Origin of the sequence: Streptomyces bobili (assembly GCF_002154575.1) — a bacterium.
Taxonomy (GTDB): domain Bacteria; phylum Actinomycetota; class Actinomycetes; order Streptomycetales; family Streptomycetaceae; genus Streptomyces; species Streptomyces bobili.
The window spans coordinates 1-16287 of record NZ_MUBA01000381.1 but is presented as its reverse complement, the minus strand read 5'-3'; the positions used below and the strand labels follow the sequence as shown (position 1 = coordinate 16287).

Genomic DNA, 16287 nt, shown 5'->3' with positions numbered 1-16287 from the left:
GCGGCGACCCCGGTGGCGATCTTCGTGGTGGAGGCCGGGGTGAGCGCGGTGTCGGCTCCGCTGCCGTAGAGCCGCCGGCCGGTGCTCACGTCGACGACGGCTGCCGTACGGCGGGTGCCGAGGGCCGGGTCGGCGAGGAGCGGGCCGAGGACGCGGGCGAGGGCGGCGGAGCCCGGGGCCGACTTCACGGTGGTCGTCGCGCCGCCGAGACCGGTCAGGACGGACCCGGCGCTGGGGGCGGGCCGTGGCGCCCCGGCCGCCGTGTCGGACGTACCGGACCCTTCGGACGGGCGGCCGTGATCTACGCCACCCGCCCTCTCCAGTGCGGCGGCCCGGTCCCGCTCGGCCGTACGCTGACCGGTGGAGTCCCAGGGGCCGGCGGCGGTCGCCACGCCGACGGCCAGGGCCAGTCCGGCGGTCGTCGCACCCGCGGTGTACTGCCAGGTCCGGCCGGTCTTCGGCCTCGTGATCCGCGCGAGCTGCGGTTTCGCCGCCTGCGTGAGCCGTGCGACCCACGGTTCGGCAACGGTCGCCGCGCGCGCGAGACGTGGCCGTACGATCCCTGCGGCCCGTGCCAGACGGGGTCGTACGGCGTCCGCGGCCCGCACCACGTGGGGTCTCGCGGCCCGCCAAGGCCTCAGCTCGGGCACGATCACCAGCCCCTTTCGCGATCACACACCTGCGTGAGGGACACTTAACCACCAGAACTATGTGCTGATCATGGAGGAGCCACCGGTGGAGTTCGACGTCACGATCGAGATCCCGAAGGGTTCGCGGAACAAGTACGAGGTGGACCACGAGACCGGTCGGATCCGCTTGGACCGTCGACTCTTCACCTCGACCGCCTACCCGACCGACTACGGCTTCGTCGAGAACACTCTCGGCGAGGACGGTGACCCGCTCGACGCGCTGGTCATCCTGGACGAGCCGACCTTCCCGGGTTGCCTCATCCGCTGCCGCGCGATCGGCATGTTCCGCATGACCGACGAGGCCGGCGGCGACGACAAGCTGCTGTGCGTCCCGTCGACCGACCCGCGCGTGGAGCACCTGCGAGACATTCACCACGTGTCGGAGTTCGACCGGCTGGAGATCCAGCACTTCTTCGAGGTCTACAAGGACCTGGAGCCCGGCAAGTCCGTCGAGGGCGCCGACTGGGTGGGCCGTGTCGACGCGGAGGCCGAGATCGAGCGGTCGTACAAGCGCTTCAAGGACCAGGGCGGTCACTGAGTCGCCAGGCCCCTGAGGGGGCCGTGCAGGGCCGCACGCACGCGTGCGGCCCTTTGGCATGTCTGTGCGCACGGCTCGGTGCGCATACTGAGGTCTACGGAATGTGTCGTTCAGGGAGCGTTGCCCAGTGACGGAGGCGGAGGGCCGCAAGCCGCAGTCGGACGAGGCGAAAGGCACGTTCGATCCGGAGATCACCTCCGAGTTCGCGATCCCGAAGGGACTGGCCACACCGAAGGGCCCCAGAGGTTCCCAGGGCGCAGGCGAATCGGAGACCACGTCGGAGTTCGCCGTTCCGGATGGCCTCGACGTCGGCCAGGCGGCCGGCGCGGAGTCCGAGGGATCGGCGTTCAGCCTGCCCAGGACGTACAGCGCGCGGCACGCCCCGCCCGCGTTCACACCCGCCGAGGGCTTTCCCGTGGTCAGCCTGACCAAGGACGTGCCCTGGCAGGACCGGATGCGGACGATGCTGCGCATGCCGGTGGCCGAGCGGCCCTCGCCCGAGCCGCCGCCCAAGGCGGAGGAGGGCGGTCCGGCCGTTCCGCGCGTCCTCGACCTGACCCTGCGCATCGGTGAGCTGCTGCTGGCGGGCGGGGAGGGCGCCGAGGACGTGGAGGCCGCGATGTTCGCGGTCTGCCGTTCCTACGGACTCGACCGCTGCGAGCCGAACGTCACCTTCACCCTGCTGTCGATCTCCTACCAGCCGTCCCTCGTCGAGGACCCGGTGACGGCGTCCCGGACGGTACGGCGCCGGGGCACCGACTACACACGGCTGGCGGCCGTCTTCCATCTCGTCGACGACCTCAGCGACCCCGAGACGCACATCTCCCTGGAGGAGTCCTACCGGCGGCTCGCGGAGATGCGGCGCAACCGGCACCCGTACCCGACGTGGGTGCTGACCTCGGCGAGCGGGCTGCTCGCGGGCGCGGCCTCGGTGCTCGTCGGCGGCGACCTGGTCGTGTTCGTGGCGGCGGCGATCGGAGCGATGCTCGGCGACCGGCTGGCGTGGCTGTGCGCGGGGCGCGGGCTGCCGGAGTTCTACCAGTTCCTGGTGGCCGCGATGCCGCCCGCCGCGATCGGCATCGCGCTGACGCTCGGGCACGTCGATGTGAAGGCGTCCGCCGTCATCACCGGTGGGCTGTTCGCGCTGCTGCCCGGACGGGCCCTCGTGGCGGGCGTCCAGGACGGCCTGACCGGCTTCTACATCACCGCCGCCGCCCGACTCCTGGAGGTCATGTACTTCTTCGTGGGCATCGTCGTCGGCGTGCTGCTGATGCTCTATCTCGGGGTGCAGCTCGGCGCCCATCTCAACCCCGACGCCGACCTGGGCATCACCGAGCGGCCGCTGTGGCAGATCGGCGCGTCGATGCTGCTGTCGCTCACCTTCGCGGTGCTTCTCCAGCAGGAACGGTCCACCGTGCTGGCGGTGACGCTGAACGGGGGCGTCGCCTGGTCGGTGTACGGCGCGATGCACTATGCCGGCGAGATCTCGCCGGTGGCCTCCACGGCCGTCGCGGCGGGGGTGGTGGGGCTGTTCGGGCAGCTTCTGTCGCGGTACCGGTTCGCTTCGGCGCTGCCCTACACGACCGCGGCGATCGGGCCCCTGCTGCCGGGGTCGGCCACCTATTTCGGGCTGCTGGCCATCGCGCAGAACGAGGTGGACGCCGGGTTGGTCTTCCTGACCAAGGCGGCCGCACTGGCGATGGCCATCGCCATCGGGGTGAACCTGGGGTCGGAGATCTCGCGGCTGTTCCTGCGGATCGGGTCCGCGGAGAAGCGGCGAGCCGCGAAGCGGACCCGAGGATTCTGACGCCGTCGTCCTACCGCGGTGCCGCCCGGTCTCAGTAGCCGCCCTGGTTGTACGGGTACTGGCCGTTCTGCTGCTGAGGCTGCGCCTCGGGCTGCGGCTGCCAGCCCTGCTGCTCCGGGTACTGCTGCTGGGGGTACTGCTGCTGATCGGGGTACGGCTGCTGCTGCGGGTACTGCTGCGGCTGCTGCTGGTACTGCTGGCCGTAGTAGTCGTTCTGCTGGTACTCGCCCGGGTACGGGGTCTGGCCCTGGTACTCGGTCCGTCCCTGGTTGCCGCCCTGGTCGCCGTACGGGTCGTGTTCCTCGATGCGGCGGAGCTGGGTCGTGGCGTCGTCCATCGGTTGCTGGTACACGGGCTGCGGCTGCTGCTGGGCGGCGGGCTCGGACTGCCGGGCGTTCTTCTTGGACTGGGAGCGCGCGCGGAGGAACTCGATGATGATCGGGACCACCGAGAGCAGGACGATCAGGAGCAGGATCGGCTCGATGTTCTTCTTGACGAAGTCGATGTTGCCCAGCCAGGAGCCGAGCAGGGTGACACCCGCGCCCCACAGGATGCCGCCGATGACGTTGAAGATCAGGAACGAGCGGTACCGCATGCCGCTGACGCCCGCGATGATCGGCGTGAACGTGCGGACGATGGGCACGAAGCGGGCCAGGACCAGGGACTTGGGGCCGTACTTCTCGAAGAACTCGTGTGCCTTGGTGACGTTCTCCTGCTTGAAGAGGCGGGAGTCCGGGCGGGTGAAGAGGGACGGACCGACCTTCTTGCCGAACATGTAGCCCGCCTGGTCGCCCAGGATCGCGGCGACACAGATCAGGACGACCGCCCCCCACAGCGGGAAGTCCAGCTGGTTCGAGGTGATCAGCAGACCCGCGGTGAACAGCAGCGAGTCACCCGGCAGGAAGAAACCGATGAGCAGGCCCGACTCCGCGAAGACGATGAGCAGCAGACCCCAGATGCCGTAACTGTCGAGCAGATAGTCGGGGTCCAGCCAGCTCGGTCCGAGGGCAAGGGTCGTCACGGTTCCGGGCTCCTGACAGGGGTGAGGAAATACAGCGTCCTTCTACGGCCGCACAAAGCTATCAACGCAATGCGTCCGCCCCAGGTTCCATGGGGCACCCCAGGATGCACTGTGAGCCCGGTGGGGCAAACCTGTGAGCATGGGCATCGAAGACTACGGCGGCGGCCAGGGGCCCCAGCCGGACGTACTGGTCGTCACCACGAACGACGTACCCGGACACCGGGTCGAGCAGGTCATCGGGGAGGTCTTCGGGCTGACCGTGCGCTCGCGGCACCTCGGGAGCCAGATCGGGGCCGGGCTGAAGTCGATGATCGGCGGTGAGCTGAAGGGCCTCACCAAGACGCTCGTCGAGACCCGCAACCAGGCCATGGACCGGCTCGTGGAGCAGGCACGCGCGCGTGGCGCCAACGCCGTGCTGGCGTTCCGCTTCGACGTGACGGAGGCGGCCGACGTGGGCACCGAGGTGTGCGCGTACGGGACGGCGGTGGTCGTGGCCCGGGAGTGACCCGGGCCACGGGACGCTACGCGGTCGTGTGCCGGGCCGCGTTCGCGGTGATGGCCTCCTTGAGGTGCTCGGCCAGTCCCGCGCGCGTGGAGTCGTAGAACGCCTTGAACCGCTCGTCGGCGACGTACATCTCGCCGAGGGACCGGTGGAGTTCGTACGAGCACGCGTAGAACCAGCCGGTGATGTGCTGTCGGTGTTCCTCGGCCATGTCCATGGCCCGTTCGCCGGTGGGCGGTTCTCCGGCGGCCATCAGCGAGTCGTAGCGCCCGGTCCAGTCCGCCACCTCCGCCTGCATGCGCTGCCAGTCCTCCTTGGTGTAGCGGGCGGCCCGGCGCTGTGACTCGGCGTACAGCTCGGTGCCGCCCCAGCGCGCCTCGGCCTCCTCGGCGTACTGCTCGGGGTCCTTGTCGCCGAAGACCTCGAAGCGTTCCTCGGGGGTCAGGTCGATACCCATCTCACGTGCCTCCATGGCGTGCTCCACGGCCGCGGCCATCTTCTGAAGCTGCTCGATGCGGGCGGTCAGCAACTCGTGCTGCCGGCGCAGGTGCGCGCGCGGGTCCGTCTCCGGGTCGTCGAGCAGGGCGGCGACCTCGTCGAGCGGGAAGCCGAGTTCTCGGTAGAACAGGATCTGCTGCAGCCGGTCGAGGTCGGCGTCGCCGTAACGCCGGTGGCCCGCGTGGCTGCGCCCGCTCGGGACGAGCAGGCCGATGCCGTCGTAGTGGTGCAGGGCGCGCACCGTCACTCCGGCGAAAGCGGCGACCTGTCCTACGGAGTAGCTCATGTCGTCCGCTCCTTTTCCGTTCTCGGTTCGCGCTCCACGGTGGGCCCTCACGTGACGTCAGGTGCAAGCCCGTGTCCTCGGGCGGCCCACACCCCCGGGCGATGCCGGATTTGTCCGCTTATCGTGAGCCCGTGGCTCAGGACTCCGCGCGACAGGCGCCCCCCTCTCCGGCGAGTCCCGCGCGCGCTCTACTGCCCGCGATCCTGCCCGCTCTGGTCGTCGGGGTGCTGGCGAGCCTGCTTCTGCTGCTGGTCAGCGAGCTGGCCGAGCAGTTGCAGGACGTGCTGTGGAAAAACCTGCCGGACGCCCTGGGGGTGGGCCGCTACTCGGTGCTGTGGATGCTCGTCATGCTCACCGCCACCGGCATCGCGGTCGGGCTGGTGGTGTGGAAGGCGCCGGGGCACGCCGGTCCCGATCCGGCGACCACCGGTCTCGACGCTCCCGTCCTGCCGCTCGTGGTGCTGCCGGGGCTGCTGCTGGCGACCATGCTGATGCTGGCGGGCGGGCCGAGCCTGGGCCCGGAGAACCCGATCATCGCGGTGAACGTCGCTCTCGTGTACTGGCTGGGCCACCGGCTGCTGCCACGGGCGCCCGGCCGGGTGTGGCCGGTACTGGCGGAGGCGGCGACGATCGGGGCTCTGTTCGGCACGCCGGTCGCCGCAGCCCTGCTGATCTCCGAGGCACTGGCCGGGCGGCAGACCGAGGGGCCGCTGTGGGACAACGTCTTCGCGCCGCTCGTCGCGGCGGCGGCCGGTGCGATGACGGCGACCCTGCTGGACCGTCCTAGCTTCGACCTCGGTCTGCCCCCGTTCGGGGAGCCCGACTGGGGCGATCTGCTGTCGGCGATGGTGATCGCTTCCGTAGGCGCGCTGCTCGGCATGGCCGCCGTGCGCGCCTTCCCCTACGTCCACGGCGCGTTCGCGCGGTTGCGGCACCCCATGCTGGTGCTGCCGGCCGGTGGGGTCGTACTGGGGCTGCTGGCGGCCCTGGGCGGCCATCTGACGCTCTTCAAGGGGCTGGCCGAGGTCGGGGAGCTCGCACACGATCCCGAGGGCTGGACGGCCGGAGAGTTCGCCACGATGACGGTGGTGAAGCTGGCCGCACTGCTCGTCGCCGCGTCCTGCGGCTTCCGGGGCGGCCGGATCTTCCCGGCGGTGTTCGTGGGCGTGGCCCTCGGCCTGACCGCCCATGCCGTCGTGCCCGCCGTCCATCCCGCGATCGGCGTGGCCACAGGCGTGCTCGGTGTGCTCCTCGCCATCACCCGGCAGGGCTGGGTGAGCCTGTTCGTCGCCGCCGCCCTGGTCGCCTCCCCCGCGGTCATCGCGCTGCTGTGCATCGCCTCTCTGCCGGCCTGGCTGCTGGTGACCGGCAGGCCGCAGATGCAGCTGCGGGAGGACGGGACCGCGATCCGGTGAACCGGAGGACGGGAGGACGGGAGGACGGGACCGCGTTTCCGGTGAACCGATCAGACCCTTCGATCCGATGAAGCGGCAGGACACCACTGCTTCCGCCGCCCTCACCCCGACAGGAGAACCCCATGCCCCTGCACCAAGGCCCCGCGAAGCCCGACGAGCGCTCCCTGTCCGTGAACCCCTTCTACGGCGAGGCGGACCCGGTCAGCGGTATGACCGAGGCGCCTCCGAAACACCGGCTGCCGGACGGACCGACGCCGCCCTCGACGGCCTATCAGCTCGTGCACGACGAGCTGATGCTGGACGGCAACTCGCGGCTGAACCTGGCCACCTTCGTCACCACCTGGATGGAGCCGCAGGCCGGGGTGCTGATGGCCGAGTGCCGCGACAAGAACATGATCGACAAGGACGAGTACCCGCGCACCGCCGAGCTGGAGCGCCGCTGCGTGGCCATGCTCGCCGACCTGTGGAACGCGCCCGACCCCTCGGCGGCCGTGGGCTGTTCGACGACCGGGTCGAGCGAGGCCTGCATGCTGGCCGGGATGGCCCTCAAGCGGCGGTGGAGGACACGCAATCCGGACGCGACCGCCCGGCCGAACCTGGTCATGGGAGTCAATGTCCAGGTCTGCTGGGACAAGTTCTGCAACTTCTGGGAGGTGGAGGCCCGCCTCGTGCCCATGGAGGGCGACCGCTTCCACCTCGACCCCCAGGCCGCCGCCGAGCTGTGCGACGAGAACACCATCGGGGTCGTGGGCATCCTCGGCTCCACCTTCGACGGGTCCTACGAGCCGATCGCCGACCTGTGCGCGGCCCTGGACAGCCTCCAGGAGCGCACCGGCCTGGACATCCCGGTGCACGTCGACGGGGCGTCCGGCGCGATGATCGCGCCCTTCCTGGACGAGGACCTCGTCTGGGACTTCCGCCTCCCGCGCGTGGCCTCGATCAACACCTCGGGGCACAAGTACGGGCTGGTCTATCCCGGGGTCGGCTGGGCGCTGTGGCGCGACCGGGACGCCCTGCCCGAGGAGCTGGTCTTCCGCGTCAACTACCTAGGCGGCGACATGCCGACCTTCGCCCTCAACTTCTCGCGGCCCGGCGCCCAGGTCGTCGCGCAGTACTACACGTTCCTGCGGCTGGGCCGCTCGGGCTACCGGGCCGTGCAGCGCTCCACGCGGGAGGTCGCCCGGGGCCTCGCCGACCGGGTGGAGGCGCTCGGCGACTTCCGGCTGCTGACGCGGGGAGACGAGCTGCCCGTGTTCGCCTTCACCACGGGCCCGGGTGTCGAGGCCTACGACGTCTTCGACGTCTCCCGGCGGCTGCGTGAGCACGGCTGGCTGGTGCCGGCGTACACCTTCCCGCCGAACCGCGAGGACCTCTCCGTCGTGCGGATCGTGTGCCGCAACGGCTTCTCCTCCGACCTCGCCGACCTGTTCATGGACGACCTGACACGGCTGCTGCCGGAGTTGCGCCGACAGCCGCACCCTCTGACGCGGGACAAGGAGGCGGCCACCGGCTTCCATCACTGAGCCGCTGAGCCGCTGAGCCACCGAACCGGTGAACCGGTGAACCCCCGAGTCGCCAAGCCATCCCGTCCCGTCAGCGGCTCATGCGCCCGAACCTGCGGACCGCCAGCGGGAAGAACACGGCGAGCAGGACCAACGGCCAGACGACGGCCGGCCAGAGCTCGTCGGTCTGCCCCGCCGGGCCGAACAGGTCACGCACGGCGGTCGCCGTCCGGGACATCGGATTCCACTCGACGACCGTGCCGAGCCAGCCCGGCATGGACTCCGGCGTGGCGATGGCGTTGGAGAGGAAGCCGACCGGCCAGACGAGGATCTGCACGGCCTGGACCATTTCCGGCTTCCCGGCCACCAGCCCCAGCAGGATGCCGATCCACAGCATCGCGAAACGGAACAGGAGAAGGAGACCCACGGCCCCCAGAAAGGCACCCGCACCGCCCTGAGCGCGCCAGCCGAGCGCGTACCCGACGCCGATCAGCACCACCAGGCCCAGCGCCGACTGGAGCATGTCGGCCGCCGAGCGGCCCACCAGGACCGCGCCGTCGGCCATCGGCATGGACCGGAAGCGGTCGATGACGCCCTTGTCGAGGTCCTGGGTGATGGCGAGCATCGTGCCCTCCAGGCCGAAGGCCATGGTGAGCGCGAGCATGCCGGGGATCAGATAGTCGAGGTAGTCGCCGTTCACCTCGCGGCCGCCGCCGACCAGATAGGCGAACATCAGCAGCAGCATCACCGGGAAGACGAACCCGACCACCAGCCGGCCGGGCTGCCGTACCCAGTGGGCGAGTTCACGCCGGGTCATGGTCCAGGAATCGGTCAGCGCGTACGTACTCACACGGCCTCCTTCGTGCGGTCGGCCCGCCCGGTCAGGTGCAGGAACACCTCGTCGAGCGTGGGGCGGCGCAGGGCCACGTCCTCGGCCTGGATGCCGGTCTCCTCCAAGGCGCGGACGACGGCGGAAAGGGCGGCCATGCGGTCGGTGACCGGGGCGCTGAGCAGTCGGCGGTCGGGGTCGACGGAGATCTCGTCCTTGGCCATGGGCAGCAGGGCGAGCGCGGCACCCAGCATGCCCGCGTCCCGCAGGACGACGTCGATGCGGTCGCCGCCGGTCAGGGCCTTCAGTTCGCCCGCGGTGCCCTCGGCGACGATCCGGCCGTGGTCCACGACGGAGATGCGGTCGGCGAGCTGGTCGGCCTCCTCCAGGTACTGGGTGGTGAGCACGACCGTCGTGCCGCCGCCGACGAGGGAACGGACGGCTGACCACACCTCGGCGCGGCCGCGCGGGTCGAGGCCGGTGGTCGGTTCGTCCAGGAACAGCACCTCCGGATCCGTGATCAGGGACGCGGCCAGGTCCAGCCGCCGCCGCATGCCGCCGCTGTAGGAGCGCACCGGCTTGCGACCGGTGTCACCGAGTGCGAAACGCTCCAGCAGCTCGTCCGCACGCAGCCGCGCGCGGCGGGCGCCCAGGTGGTGGAGGCGGCCGAACAGTTCCAGGTTCTGGTGGCCGCCCAGTTCCTCGTCGAGCGCGGCGTGCTGGCCGAGCAGGCCGATGCGCAGGCGGACCTCGCGGGCCCGGCGCACCACGTCGTGCCCGGCCACCTCGACCCGGCCCGAGTCCGGCCGCAGCAGCGTGGACATGATCCTGACCAGGGTCGTCTTGCCCGCGCCGTTGGGGCCGAGCACCCCGTGCACCGTGCCGCGGGCCACGGCGAGGTCGAGTCCGTCCAGGGCCTCTTTGTCGCCGTACCTCTTGCGTACGTCCTCGACGGTGATTGCCGCATCGGCCATGTGCCGAACCCCCACGTGAACTCAGTAGTCAAACTTGACTATCGCCCCAAGCTAACGCGACCGGCCTCAGTCGTCAAATTTGATTAGTGATGGTCCCCGGGGTGCCGCTCCCCCGTCGCGTACGGGTTCTGCTGGCCCTCGGTGAGGACACCGACGAACGGCTCGCCCTCGCCGGCGAAGGTGTAGGCCCCGCCCTCGATGCGCTCGATGAGGCCCTGGGTCCACTGCGCGTCGGCGTCCGCGGTGTGCACCCAGAGGTTCATGATCTCGCCGATGTGCCCGAGCTGCTCCGGGCCCTCCTCGGGCACGTAGTTCTCGGTGACGGCCGAGCGCCACTCCGCGATCCGGCGGACTCGCTCCCTCAGCAGCGACACCGCTTCGGCGCGCGGCAGGTCCACGATGACGCCGAGGGCCGCCGACTTCACGTCCATCTTCTGGTCGTACGAAGTCAGCGATTCGCGCACCAGCCGGAGGTATTCCTCGGTGCCACGCTCGGTCAGCTCGTACTCGGTGCGGGGCGGGCCGCCCACGGTGGAGGGGGCGATCTCGTGCGCGTGCAGCAGTCCCTGCTTCGCCATCTGTTTCAGGGCGTGGTAGATCGAGCCCGGTTTGGCGGTGGACCACTCATGGGCGCCCCAGTACTCCAGGTCGTTGCGCACCTGGTAGCCGTGGGCCCGCCCGTGCTGACGCACCGAGCCCAGCACGAGGAGACGGATCGCTGACATGGCGTCCAGATTAGGCCGCCCGCGGCCCGGCGGGACAACGGGCCGGAAGCGAAGGCCGCACCGGCCGGACCCCGCGGAGGGGACCGGCCGGAACGGGACGGCGGCCCAGGGGCACGCCCGGGGCCTGCCGGGAAGGCGGACCTAGAAGGGGAACGGGCTGCGGCCGTGCTGGACCGAGATCCACTTCGTCGTCGTGAAGGCTTCCAGGGTCGTCTCGCCGTTCAGGCGGCCGACGCCGGAGTTCTTCTCGCCGCCGAACGGCACGATCGGCTCGTCGTGCACGGTGGCGTCGTTGACGTGGAACATCCCGGTGACGATCTGCTTGGCGAAGCCGACGCCCCGCTCGATGCTGCCGGTGTGGACGGCGCCGCTGAGCCCGTACGGGGTGTCGTTGACGAGGCGTACGGCCTCTTCCTCGCCGTCAAAGGTGTTGATGAAGACGACCGGTCCGAAGACCTCCTGCTGCAGCAGGGCGGAGTCGGCGGGCAGGTCGCTCAGCACCGAGGGCTCGACGAGGTTGTCGGTGGTCGTGCCGTGAAGCAGGGCGGTGGCGCCCTCGGCGACGGCCTGCTCGACGACGCCGGAGACGGCCTCGGCCTGCGAGGAGTTGATGACCGGGCCGATGACGGTCCCCGGGTCTCGCGGGTCGCCGGACTTCAGCGTCCTCACCTTGGCGACGAACTTCTCGGTGAACTCGTCGGCGAGCGAGCGGTCGACCAGGATGCGGTTGGCGGCCATGCAGACCTGGCCCTGGTGGATGAAGCGGCTGAAGACGGCGGCGTCGACCGCGTAGTCCACGTCGGCGTCGTCGAGGACGACGAAGGCGCTGTTGCCGCCGAGTTCGATGATGGACCGCTTGAAGTGCGAGGCGGCGACGGTGGCGACGTGCCGGCCGACCTTGTCCGAGCCGGTGAAGGAGATCACCCGCGGGATCGGGTGCTCCAGGAAGGCGTCGCCGATCTCGGCGATGTCGGTGACGACGACGTTCAGCAGGCCCGGGGGCAGGCCCGCGTCCTCGAAGAGCTTGGCGATGATGGTGCCGCCGGAGATCGGGGTGTTCTGGTGCGGCTTGAGGACCACGCCGTTGCCGAGGGCCAGCGCGGGGGCGACCGACTTCAGCGACAGCAGGAAGGGCACGTTGAAGGGGCTGATCACGCCGACGACGCCGACCGGCTCGCGGTAGACGCGGTTCTCCTTGCCGTCGATCGGCGAGGGGATGATCCGGCCTTCGGGGCGCAGCGACAGGTGGATCGACTCGCGCAGGAACTCCTTGGCCAGGTGGAGTTCGAAGGCGGCCTTGCCGAACGTGCCGCCGGCCTCGTCGACGAGGACCTCGCTGATCTCCGCCTCGCGCTCCTCGACCAGCCGCAGCACCTTCTCGAAGACCGAGCGGCGGGCGTAGGCGTTGGTGGCGGCCCACTCCTTCTGGACGCGGGCGGCGGCGCGGTAGGCCTCGTCGACCTCGCCGACCGTGGCTATCGTGATCGACGCGAGCTTCTCGCCGTCGTAGGGATTGAAGTCGATGATGTCCCAGGACCCGGTCCCTGGGCGCCACTTACCGTCGATGTACTGCTGGGCCAGGTCTGTGAAGTACGACGACATGTGATCCCTCAATCCCCTGCTGCGATCGGCTGCGATCGGCATCACGATCTGATCACACGTCATCGTACGTGTGTTTCAAGGGAGTTGGGGCAACACTTGGGGCACTTCTGGGTTTCCCGGGGGGAAACCCGGAAAGGGCCGCGCGAGGGCCTGGACCTGCCCGACAGGCCCTAGGAGAGCTGGATCAGCCCGCGCAGCAGGTCCCGGCTCTCGTCGGGGCCGGGGCTGTCCTGCTGGAGTTCCTTCAACGCCTGCTCGTACTGGGTGACGTCCTCGCGCTTGTCCAGATAGAGGGCGCTGGTGAGCTGTTCCAGGTAGACGACGTCCGAGAGGTCGGAATCCGGGAAGCTCAGGATGGTGAAGGCGCCGGACTCACCCGAGTGGCCGCCGAAGCTGAACGGCATCACCTGCAGCCGCACGTTGGGCCGCTCGGAGATCTCGATCAGGTGCTGGAGCTGCTCTCGCATGACGTCGCGGTTGCCGTAGGGGCGGCGCAGGGCGGCCTCGTCGAGGACGATGTGGAAGTCGGGGGCGTTCTCGGCGACGAGGTACTTCTGCCGTTCCAGGCGCAGGGCCACCCGCCGGTCGATGTCGGCCGCGCTCGCGCCCTTCATCCCGCGCCGCACGACCGCGTGCGCGTACGCCTCGGTCTGGAGCAGGCCGTGCACGAACTGCACCTCGTACGCCCGGATCAGGGAGGCGGCGCCCTCCAGGCCGACGTAGGTGGGGAACCAGTTGGGCAGGACGTCGGAGTAGCTGTGCCACCAGCCGGCGACGTTGGCCTCGCGGGCGAGTCCGACGAGCGCCTGGCGTTCGGCGTCGTCCGCGATGCCGTACAGCGTCAACAGGTCTTCGACGTCACGGGTCTTGAAACTCACCCGGCCCAGTTCCATCCGGCTGATCTTCGACTCCGACGCCCGGATCGAGTAACCCGCCGCCTCGCGTGTGATGCCTCGCGCCTCACGCAGTCGCCGTAGTTGCGAGCCGAGCAGCATCCGCCGCACCACCGATCCGGGCTCTCCCGCGCTCACGTTCGCCAGCCTCCCCAACCGTCCTCAGGGCCCGCAGTCTGCCACTAAAACACTTCGAGCAGTACTCGTCCGATTACAGAGATGGAAAAAAGCCAAAGGGTACACGTGGCGCCGCGCGAGGGAAGGGTGAGGAGAAAGCAAGGGAAGTGCTCGCCAACCACAAGAAGATGGCGGAAAAAATGGCCAAGAAGCGGTACGGGCGGGTCCATTTCGGTCACGTGCACGTGCATCTGCCCTTGCATCTGCCCTTCGCATCGGAAACCATGGTCCCGCGCCACCGCTGCATCGCAACGACCGCGAATCCCGGGAGTGCCTCGCATGGGGACGAATGGATCGACCATGCTCGAGCCGTTACGGCAGGGCCTTCCGCCGCTTGATCCCGCGGCCGTGTCCGACGCGGCCTCCTGCGCCCTGCCGGCCCGCTTCGAAGCGGTGCGCGAGGCGCGCCAGTTCACCAGGAGAACCCTGGGGCAGTGGGACGTGGGCGAGCGGTTCGACGACATATGTCTGGTCGTCTCGGAACTGGTGACCAACGCCCTGCGGCACGGACTGTCACCCGACGCCGCTCCGCGCGTACCCGAGCAGCAGCCGCCCGTGCGTCTGCACCTGCTGCGGTGGACCGAGCGGCTGGTGTGCGCGGTGCGCGACCCCAGTCACGACAGCCCCCTGCCGCGCGAGGTGGACGACTTCGCTGCGGAGTCGGGCCGCGGCCTCTTCCTCGTCGACTCCTTCGCCGAGGGCTGGGGCTGGCACCCGCTCTCCCCGAACCTGGGCGGCAAGGTCGTCTGGGCGCTGTTCCGCCTGCACACTCCCGGCGAATGACGAACCGCGGTGCCTTCTGGCGCCGCGGTTCTACGCGCGTCGCAGCCCGTTGTGCACCGTTTTTCCCGGCGTGTCGTACGCCGGGTCCGACCGCCGTCAGCCCGCGATCAGGTGGTCGAACTCGCCGTCCTTGATCCCCAGGAGCATCGCCTCGATCTCGGCCCGCGTGTAGACGAGCGCTGGACCGTCCGGGAAGCGCGAGTTGCGTACGGCCACGTCACCGCCGGGCAGCCGCGCGAACTCGACGCAGGATCCCTGGGAGTTGCTGTGCCGGCTCTTCTGCCAGGCAACGCCGTACAGCTGTGTGGCCGCCATGCCGTTGTACACGTCAGGCCCCCCGTCAACGTCGTGGTCCACAGGTCGCTCCCTGGTGGTGCACTGGCTCGTGCGGCCATAGATGCCATGGTCAACTGTTCCGGATCATAGCCCCGTTCACGTGCGCCTGCATGAGCAGATGCACGTGCACGCGGGGTGCCTACGCGGTTACAGCTTTGACGCCTGCTTTACCGAGCCCACGACGGTGCTGGGGCCCCTTCGCGCGTCTGCCCCGAAGCCCGCCCCGCATGCGGCGACCGGTCTTCCCGGGTGACCTGCGGCAGGGCGGTCAGGACAGGTGGTGGTACGGATCGAACCACTCGTGCACAGGAAGAGACGCATCGGGTGCCCTCGATGTTCCGTCGCCGCGGACACGGTTCGGCCGACCGGCCGCGGCGCGGGCCCCGGAGGGTGGCCGGATCGCCCCCGCCTGGGCGGACGCCCGCCGTCCGCTCGGTGGGCCGTCCGGCCTGCGGGCCGCCTCCGGCCGCCCCGGCATCGACCTCACGGAGCCGTCCGGGCCATCGCCTCCCCCGCCGCGAACAGGCCGGGGCCACCGCCTCCGCCTCCCCGGCGCACAACGGACTCGCCCCCGTGAGCGACGGAGGCGTCGTCCACGGGGGCGAGGGGGCGCCGTCTCCCAACAGGTGCGGGAAGACGGCCGGTTGACGGATATGGGGTCGCTCCTCCCGTCGGCCCGACGGGACGCCGGGCGTGCTCCCCGTCGTACGAACAGCGATCAGCTCGTACGACGATGAGGGGAGCGGTCGTACGGAGGTGACCGGGGGTCGCCGGGGTGTCAGCGGGTGCTGTACGGCAGGAGCGCCATCTCGCGGGCGTTCCTGACGGCTCGCGCCAGGCGGCGTTGCTGCTGGGCGGAGACCCCGGTGACCCGGCGGCTGCGGATCTTGCCGCGGTCGGAGATGAACCTCCGCAGCAGCGCGGTGTCCTTGTAGTCGATGTACGTGATTCCGGCTTGATCCAGCGGGTTGGGCCGGTTCTTGACGGGCTTGCGTTCGGTCTTGCGGGGCACGGGTCAGACCTCCAGAAGGGTGTCGAAGGCGGGCGGCAGCCGCTTCCAGGCGTCGCGCCCGGCGGCGTACTCGGCGTCGGTGAGCAGGCAGGACTCCAGCAGCTCGTGGAGTCCGTCGCGGTCGAGGCCGGGCGAGGTGAAGACCAGGTGCTGGCAGCAGTCGCCGTGCTCGGGGTGCCAGTCCATGGCCGCCGCGGCGCGGCGGACCGGCGGGAGCATCTCCCAGGCCGCGTCCGGGAGGGAGGCAAGCCAGGGGCCCGCGGACTCCACACACAGGGCGCCGCCGGCCGCGTCCCAGTGGAGCAGCACATCCGGCTTGTCGGCGAGCCAGAACCGGCCCCGGCTGCGGGCGGCGGCACAGGTCAGGTCCTCCAGCGCCGCGTACAGCCGCTCGGGGTGGAAGGGGCGGCGGCGGTGCCAGACGAACGTGGCGACGCCGTGTGCGTCGGCCTCCGCGGGCAGCAGGGCACAGGCAGGGTGCTGGGCCGCGGCGGCGGCCTCCACGTCGAAGCCGGCGAACGCGGCGGCGGTGAGCGGCGAGTGCGGCTCCGGTGCACCTGCACGTGCGGATGCGCCCGCCGGGTCCGCGAGGTGGCCGCCTCGGACGGGGACCCGGCGGGCCGTCGGGTGGAGCTGGGCCAGCAGCTCGCGGTCCTCGTCGTCGGCCTCCGGGGAGTCGACGACGGCCAGGACGGGGG

General features: G+C 70.4%; 17 protein-coding genes. 6 read left to right on the top strand and 11 right to left on the bottom strand.

From position 1 onward, the window contains the following. Window positions 1–656, bottom strand: a 656-nt coding sequence (locus BZL64_RS27425) for a D-alanyl-D-alanine carboxypeptidase (protein WP_208639532.1), incomplete at its 3' end; no start/stop codon positions are given. Window positions 657–735: 79 nt separating this feature from the next. Between BZL64_RS27425 and BZL64_RS27420 the strand changes: the two genes are divergently transcribed. Further along, window positions 736–1227, top strand: a complete 492-nt coding sequence (locus tag BZL64_RS27420; RefSeq protein WP_024885835.1) for an inorganic diphosphatase — start codon at window positions 736–738, stop codon at window positions 1225–1227. A gap of 127 nt (window positions 1228–1354) precedes the next feature. Next, the gene (locus BZL64_RS27415) at window positions 1355–3034 is read left to right on the top strand and encodes a threonine/serine exporter family protein (RefSeq protein WP_086771863.1); all 1680 of its coding nucleotides are present in this window, start codon (window positions 1355–1357) and stop codon (window positions 3032–3034) included. 31 nt (window positions 3035–3065) lie between these two features. Here the strand turns inward: BZL64_RS27415 and BZL64_RS27410 are convergent, their stop codons facing one another. Further along, window positions 3066–4055, bottom strand: a complete 990-nt coding sequence (locus BZL64_RS27410) for a DedA family protein (protein ID WP_086771862.1) — start codon at window positions 4053–4055, stop codon at window positions 3066–3068. A gap of 139 nt (window positions 4056–4194) precedes the next feature. On the opposite strand from BZL64_RS27410, the gene BZL64_RS27405 reads away from it, so the two are divergent. After that, window positions 4195–4560: a YbjQ family protein gene (locus BZL64_RS27405; protein WP_086771861.1), complete on the top strand. Its 366-nt coding sequence runs from the start codon at window positions 4195–4197 to the stop codon at window positions 4558–4560. Between the two features lie 16 nt (window positions 4561–4576). Here BZL64_RS27405 and BZL64_RS27400 read toward each other — a convergent pair whose 3' ends face one another. Beyond that, window positions 4577–5341, bottom strand: coding sequence for a MerR family transcriptional regulator (locus BZL64_RS27400; protein WP_086771860.1), 765 nt, complete (start codon window positions 5339–5341; stop codon window positions 4577–4579). A 131-nt stretch (window positions 5342–5472) separates the two neighbouring features. Here BZL64_RS27400 and BZL64_RS27395 point away from each other — a divergent pair, with 131 nt between their 5' ends. Together BZL64_RS27395 and gad are read left to right on the top strand one after the other, a co-directional pair. Then, window positions 5473–6756: an ion channel protein gene (locus BZL64_RS27395; RefSeq protein WP_086771859.1), complete on the top strand. Its 1284-nt coding sequence runs from the start codon at window positions 5473–5475 to the stop codon at window positions 6754–6756. Window positions 6757–6878: 122 nt separating this feature from the next. Then, window positions 6879–8279, top strand: a complete 1401-nt coding sequence (gad, locus tag BZL64_RS27390; protein ID WP_086771858.1) for a glutamate decarboxylase — start codon at window positions 6879–6881, stop codon at window positions 8277–8279. Between the two features lie 70 nt (window positions 8280–8349). Here gad and BZL64_RS27385 read toward each other — a convergent pair whose 3' ends face one another. The 5 genes from BZL64_RS27385 to BZL64_RS27365 all read right to left on the bottom strand — a co-directional run bounded on the left by BZL64_RS27385 (window position 8350) and on the right by BZL64_RS27365 (window position 13383). Continuing rightward, entirely contained in the window at window positions 8350–9108 is a 759-nt protein-coding gene (locus BZL64_RS27385) for an ABC transporter permease (protein ID WP_167396209.1), read from the bottom strand. Continuing rightward, entirely contained in the window at window positions 9105–10061 is a 957-nt protein-coding gene (locus BZL64_RS27380; protein WP_086771857.1) for an ATP-binding cassette domain-containing protein, read from the bottom strand. Before BZL64_RS27380 ends, BZL64_RS27385 begins: the two co-directional genes overlap by 4 nt. Window positions 10062–10144: 83 nt before the next feature. Continuing rightward, window positions 10145–10786, bottom strand: a complete 642-nt coding sequence (locus BZL64_RS27375) for a PadR family transcriptional regulator (protein WP_086771856.1) — start codon at window positions 10784–10786, stop codon at window positions 10145–10147. A gap of 141 nt (window positions 10787–10927) precedes the next feature. Beyond that, window positions 10928–12388, bottom strand: coding sequence for an aldehyde dehydrogenase family protein (locus tag BZL64_RS27370; RefSeq protein ID WP_086771855.1), 1461 nt, complete (start codon window positions 12386–12388; stop codon window positions 10928–10930). A gap of 170 nt (window positions 12389–12558) precedes the next feature. After that, window positions 12559–13383 carry a helix-turn-helix domain-containing protein gene (locus BZL64_RS27365; RefSeq protein ID WP_086771854.1) on the bottom strand — a complete coding sequence of 275 codons (825 nt, stop codon included), beginning with the start codon at window positions 13381–13383 and terminating at the stop codon, window positions 12559–12561. 375 nt (window positions 13384–13758) lie between these two features. On the opposite strand from BZL64_RS27365, the gene BZL64_RS27355 reads away from it, so the two are divergent. Then, complete coding sequence (locus BZL64_RS27355; protein WP_086771853.1) at window positions 13759–14241, top strand: ATP-binding protein; 483 nt, start codon at window positions 13759–13761, stop codon at window positions 14239–14241. A gap of 96 nt (window positions 14242–14337) precedes the next feature. Here BZL64_RS27355 and BZL64_RS27350 read toward each other — a convergent pair whose 3' ends face one another. The 3 genes from BZL64_RS27350 to BZL64_RS27340 form a co-directional block, all read right to left on the bottom strand. Beyond that, window positions 14338–14598: a DUF397 domain-containing protein gene (locus BZL64_RS27350; RefSeq protein WP_190046551.1), complete on the bottom strand. Its 261-nt coding sequence runs from the start codon at window positions 14596–14598 to the stop codon at window positions 14338–14340. 757 nt (window positions 14599–15355) lie between these two features. After that, window positions 15356–15589: a 30S ribosomal protein S18 gene (gene rpsR, locus BZL64_RS27345; protein WP_086771852.1), complete on the bottom strand. Its 234-nt coding sequence runs from the start codon at window positions 15587–15589 to the stop codon at window positions 15356–15358. A gap of 3 nt (window positions 15590–15592) precedes the next feature. Further along, a partial coding sequence (locus BZL64_RS27340; RefSeq protein WP_143663325.1) for a CobW C-terminal domain-containing protein occupies window positions 15593–16287 on the bottom strand: 695 nt, incomplete at its 5' end.

Excerpts from the sequence above, each read along its gene's own strand:
- BZL64_RS27365 (WP_086771854.1), bottom strand. The coding sequence starts at position 13,383 with ATGCTGCTCGGCTCGCAACTACGGCGACTGCGTGAGGCGCGAGGCATC.
- BZL64_RS27375 (WP_086771856.1), bottom strand. The coding sequence starts at position 10,786 with ATGTCAGCGATCCGTCTCCTCGTGCTGGGCTCGGTGCGTCAGCACGGG.
- BZL64_RS27380 (WP_086771857.1), bottom strand. The coding sequence starts at position 10,061 with ATGGCCGATGCGGCAATCACCGTCGAGGACGTACGCAAGAGGTACGGC.
- gad (WP_086771858.1), top strand. The coding sequence starts at position 6,879 with ATGCCCCTGCACCAAGGCCCCGCGAAGCCCGACGAGCGCTCCCTGTCC.
- BZL64_RS27370 (WP_086771855.1), bottom strand. The coding sequence starts at position 12,388 with ATGTCGTCGTACTTCACAGACCTGGCCCAGCAGTACATCGACGGTAAG.
- BZL64_RS27405 (WP_086771861.1), top strand. The coding sequence starts at position 4,195 with ATGGGCATCGAAGACTACGGCGGCGGCCAGGGGCCCCAGCCGGACGTA.
- BZL64_RS27400 (WP_086771860.1), bottom strand. The coding sequence starts at position 5,341 with ATGAGCTACTCCGTAGGACAGGTCGCCGCTTTCGCCGGAGTGACGGTG.
- BZL64_RS27355 (WP_086771853.1), top strand. The coding sequence starts at position 13,759 with ATGCTCGAGCCGTTACGGCAGGGCCTTCCGCCGCTTGATCCCGCGGCC.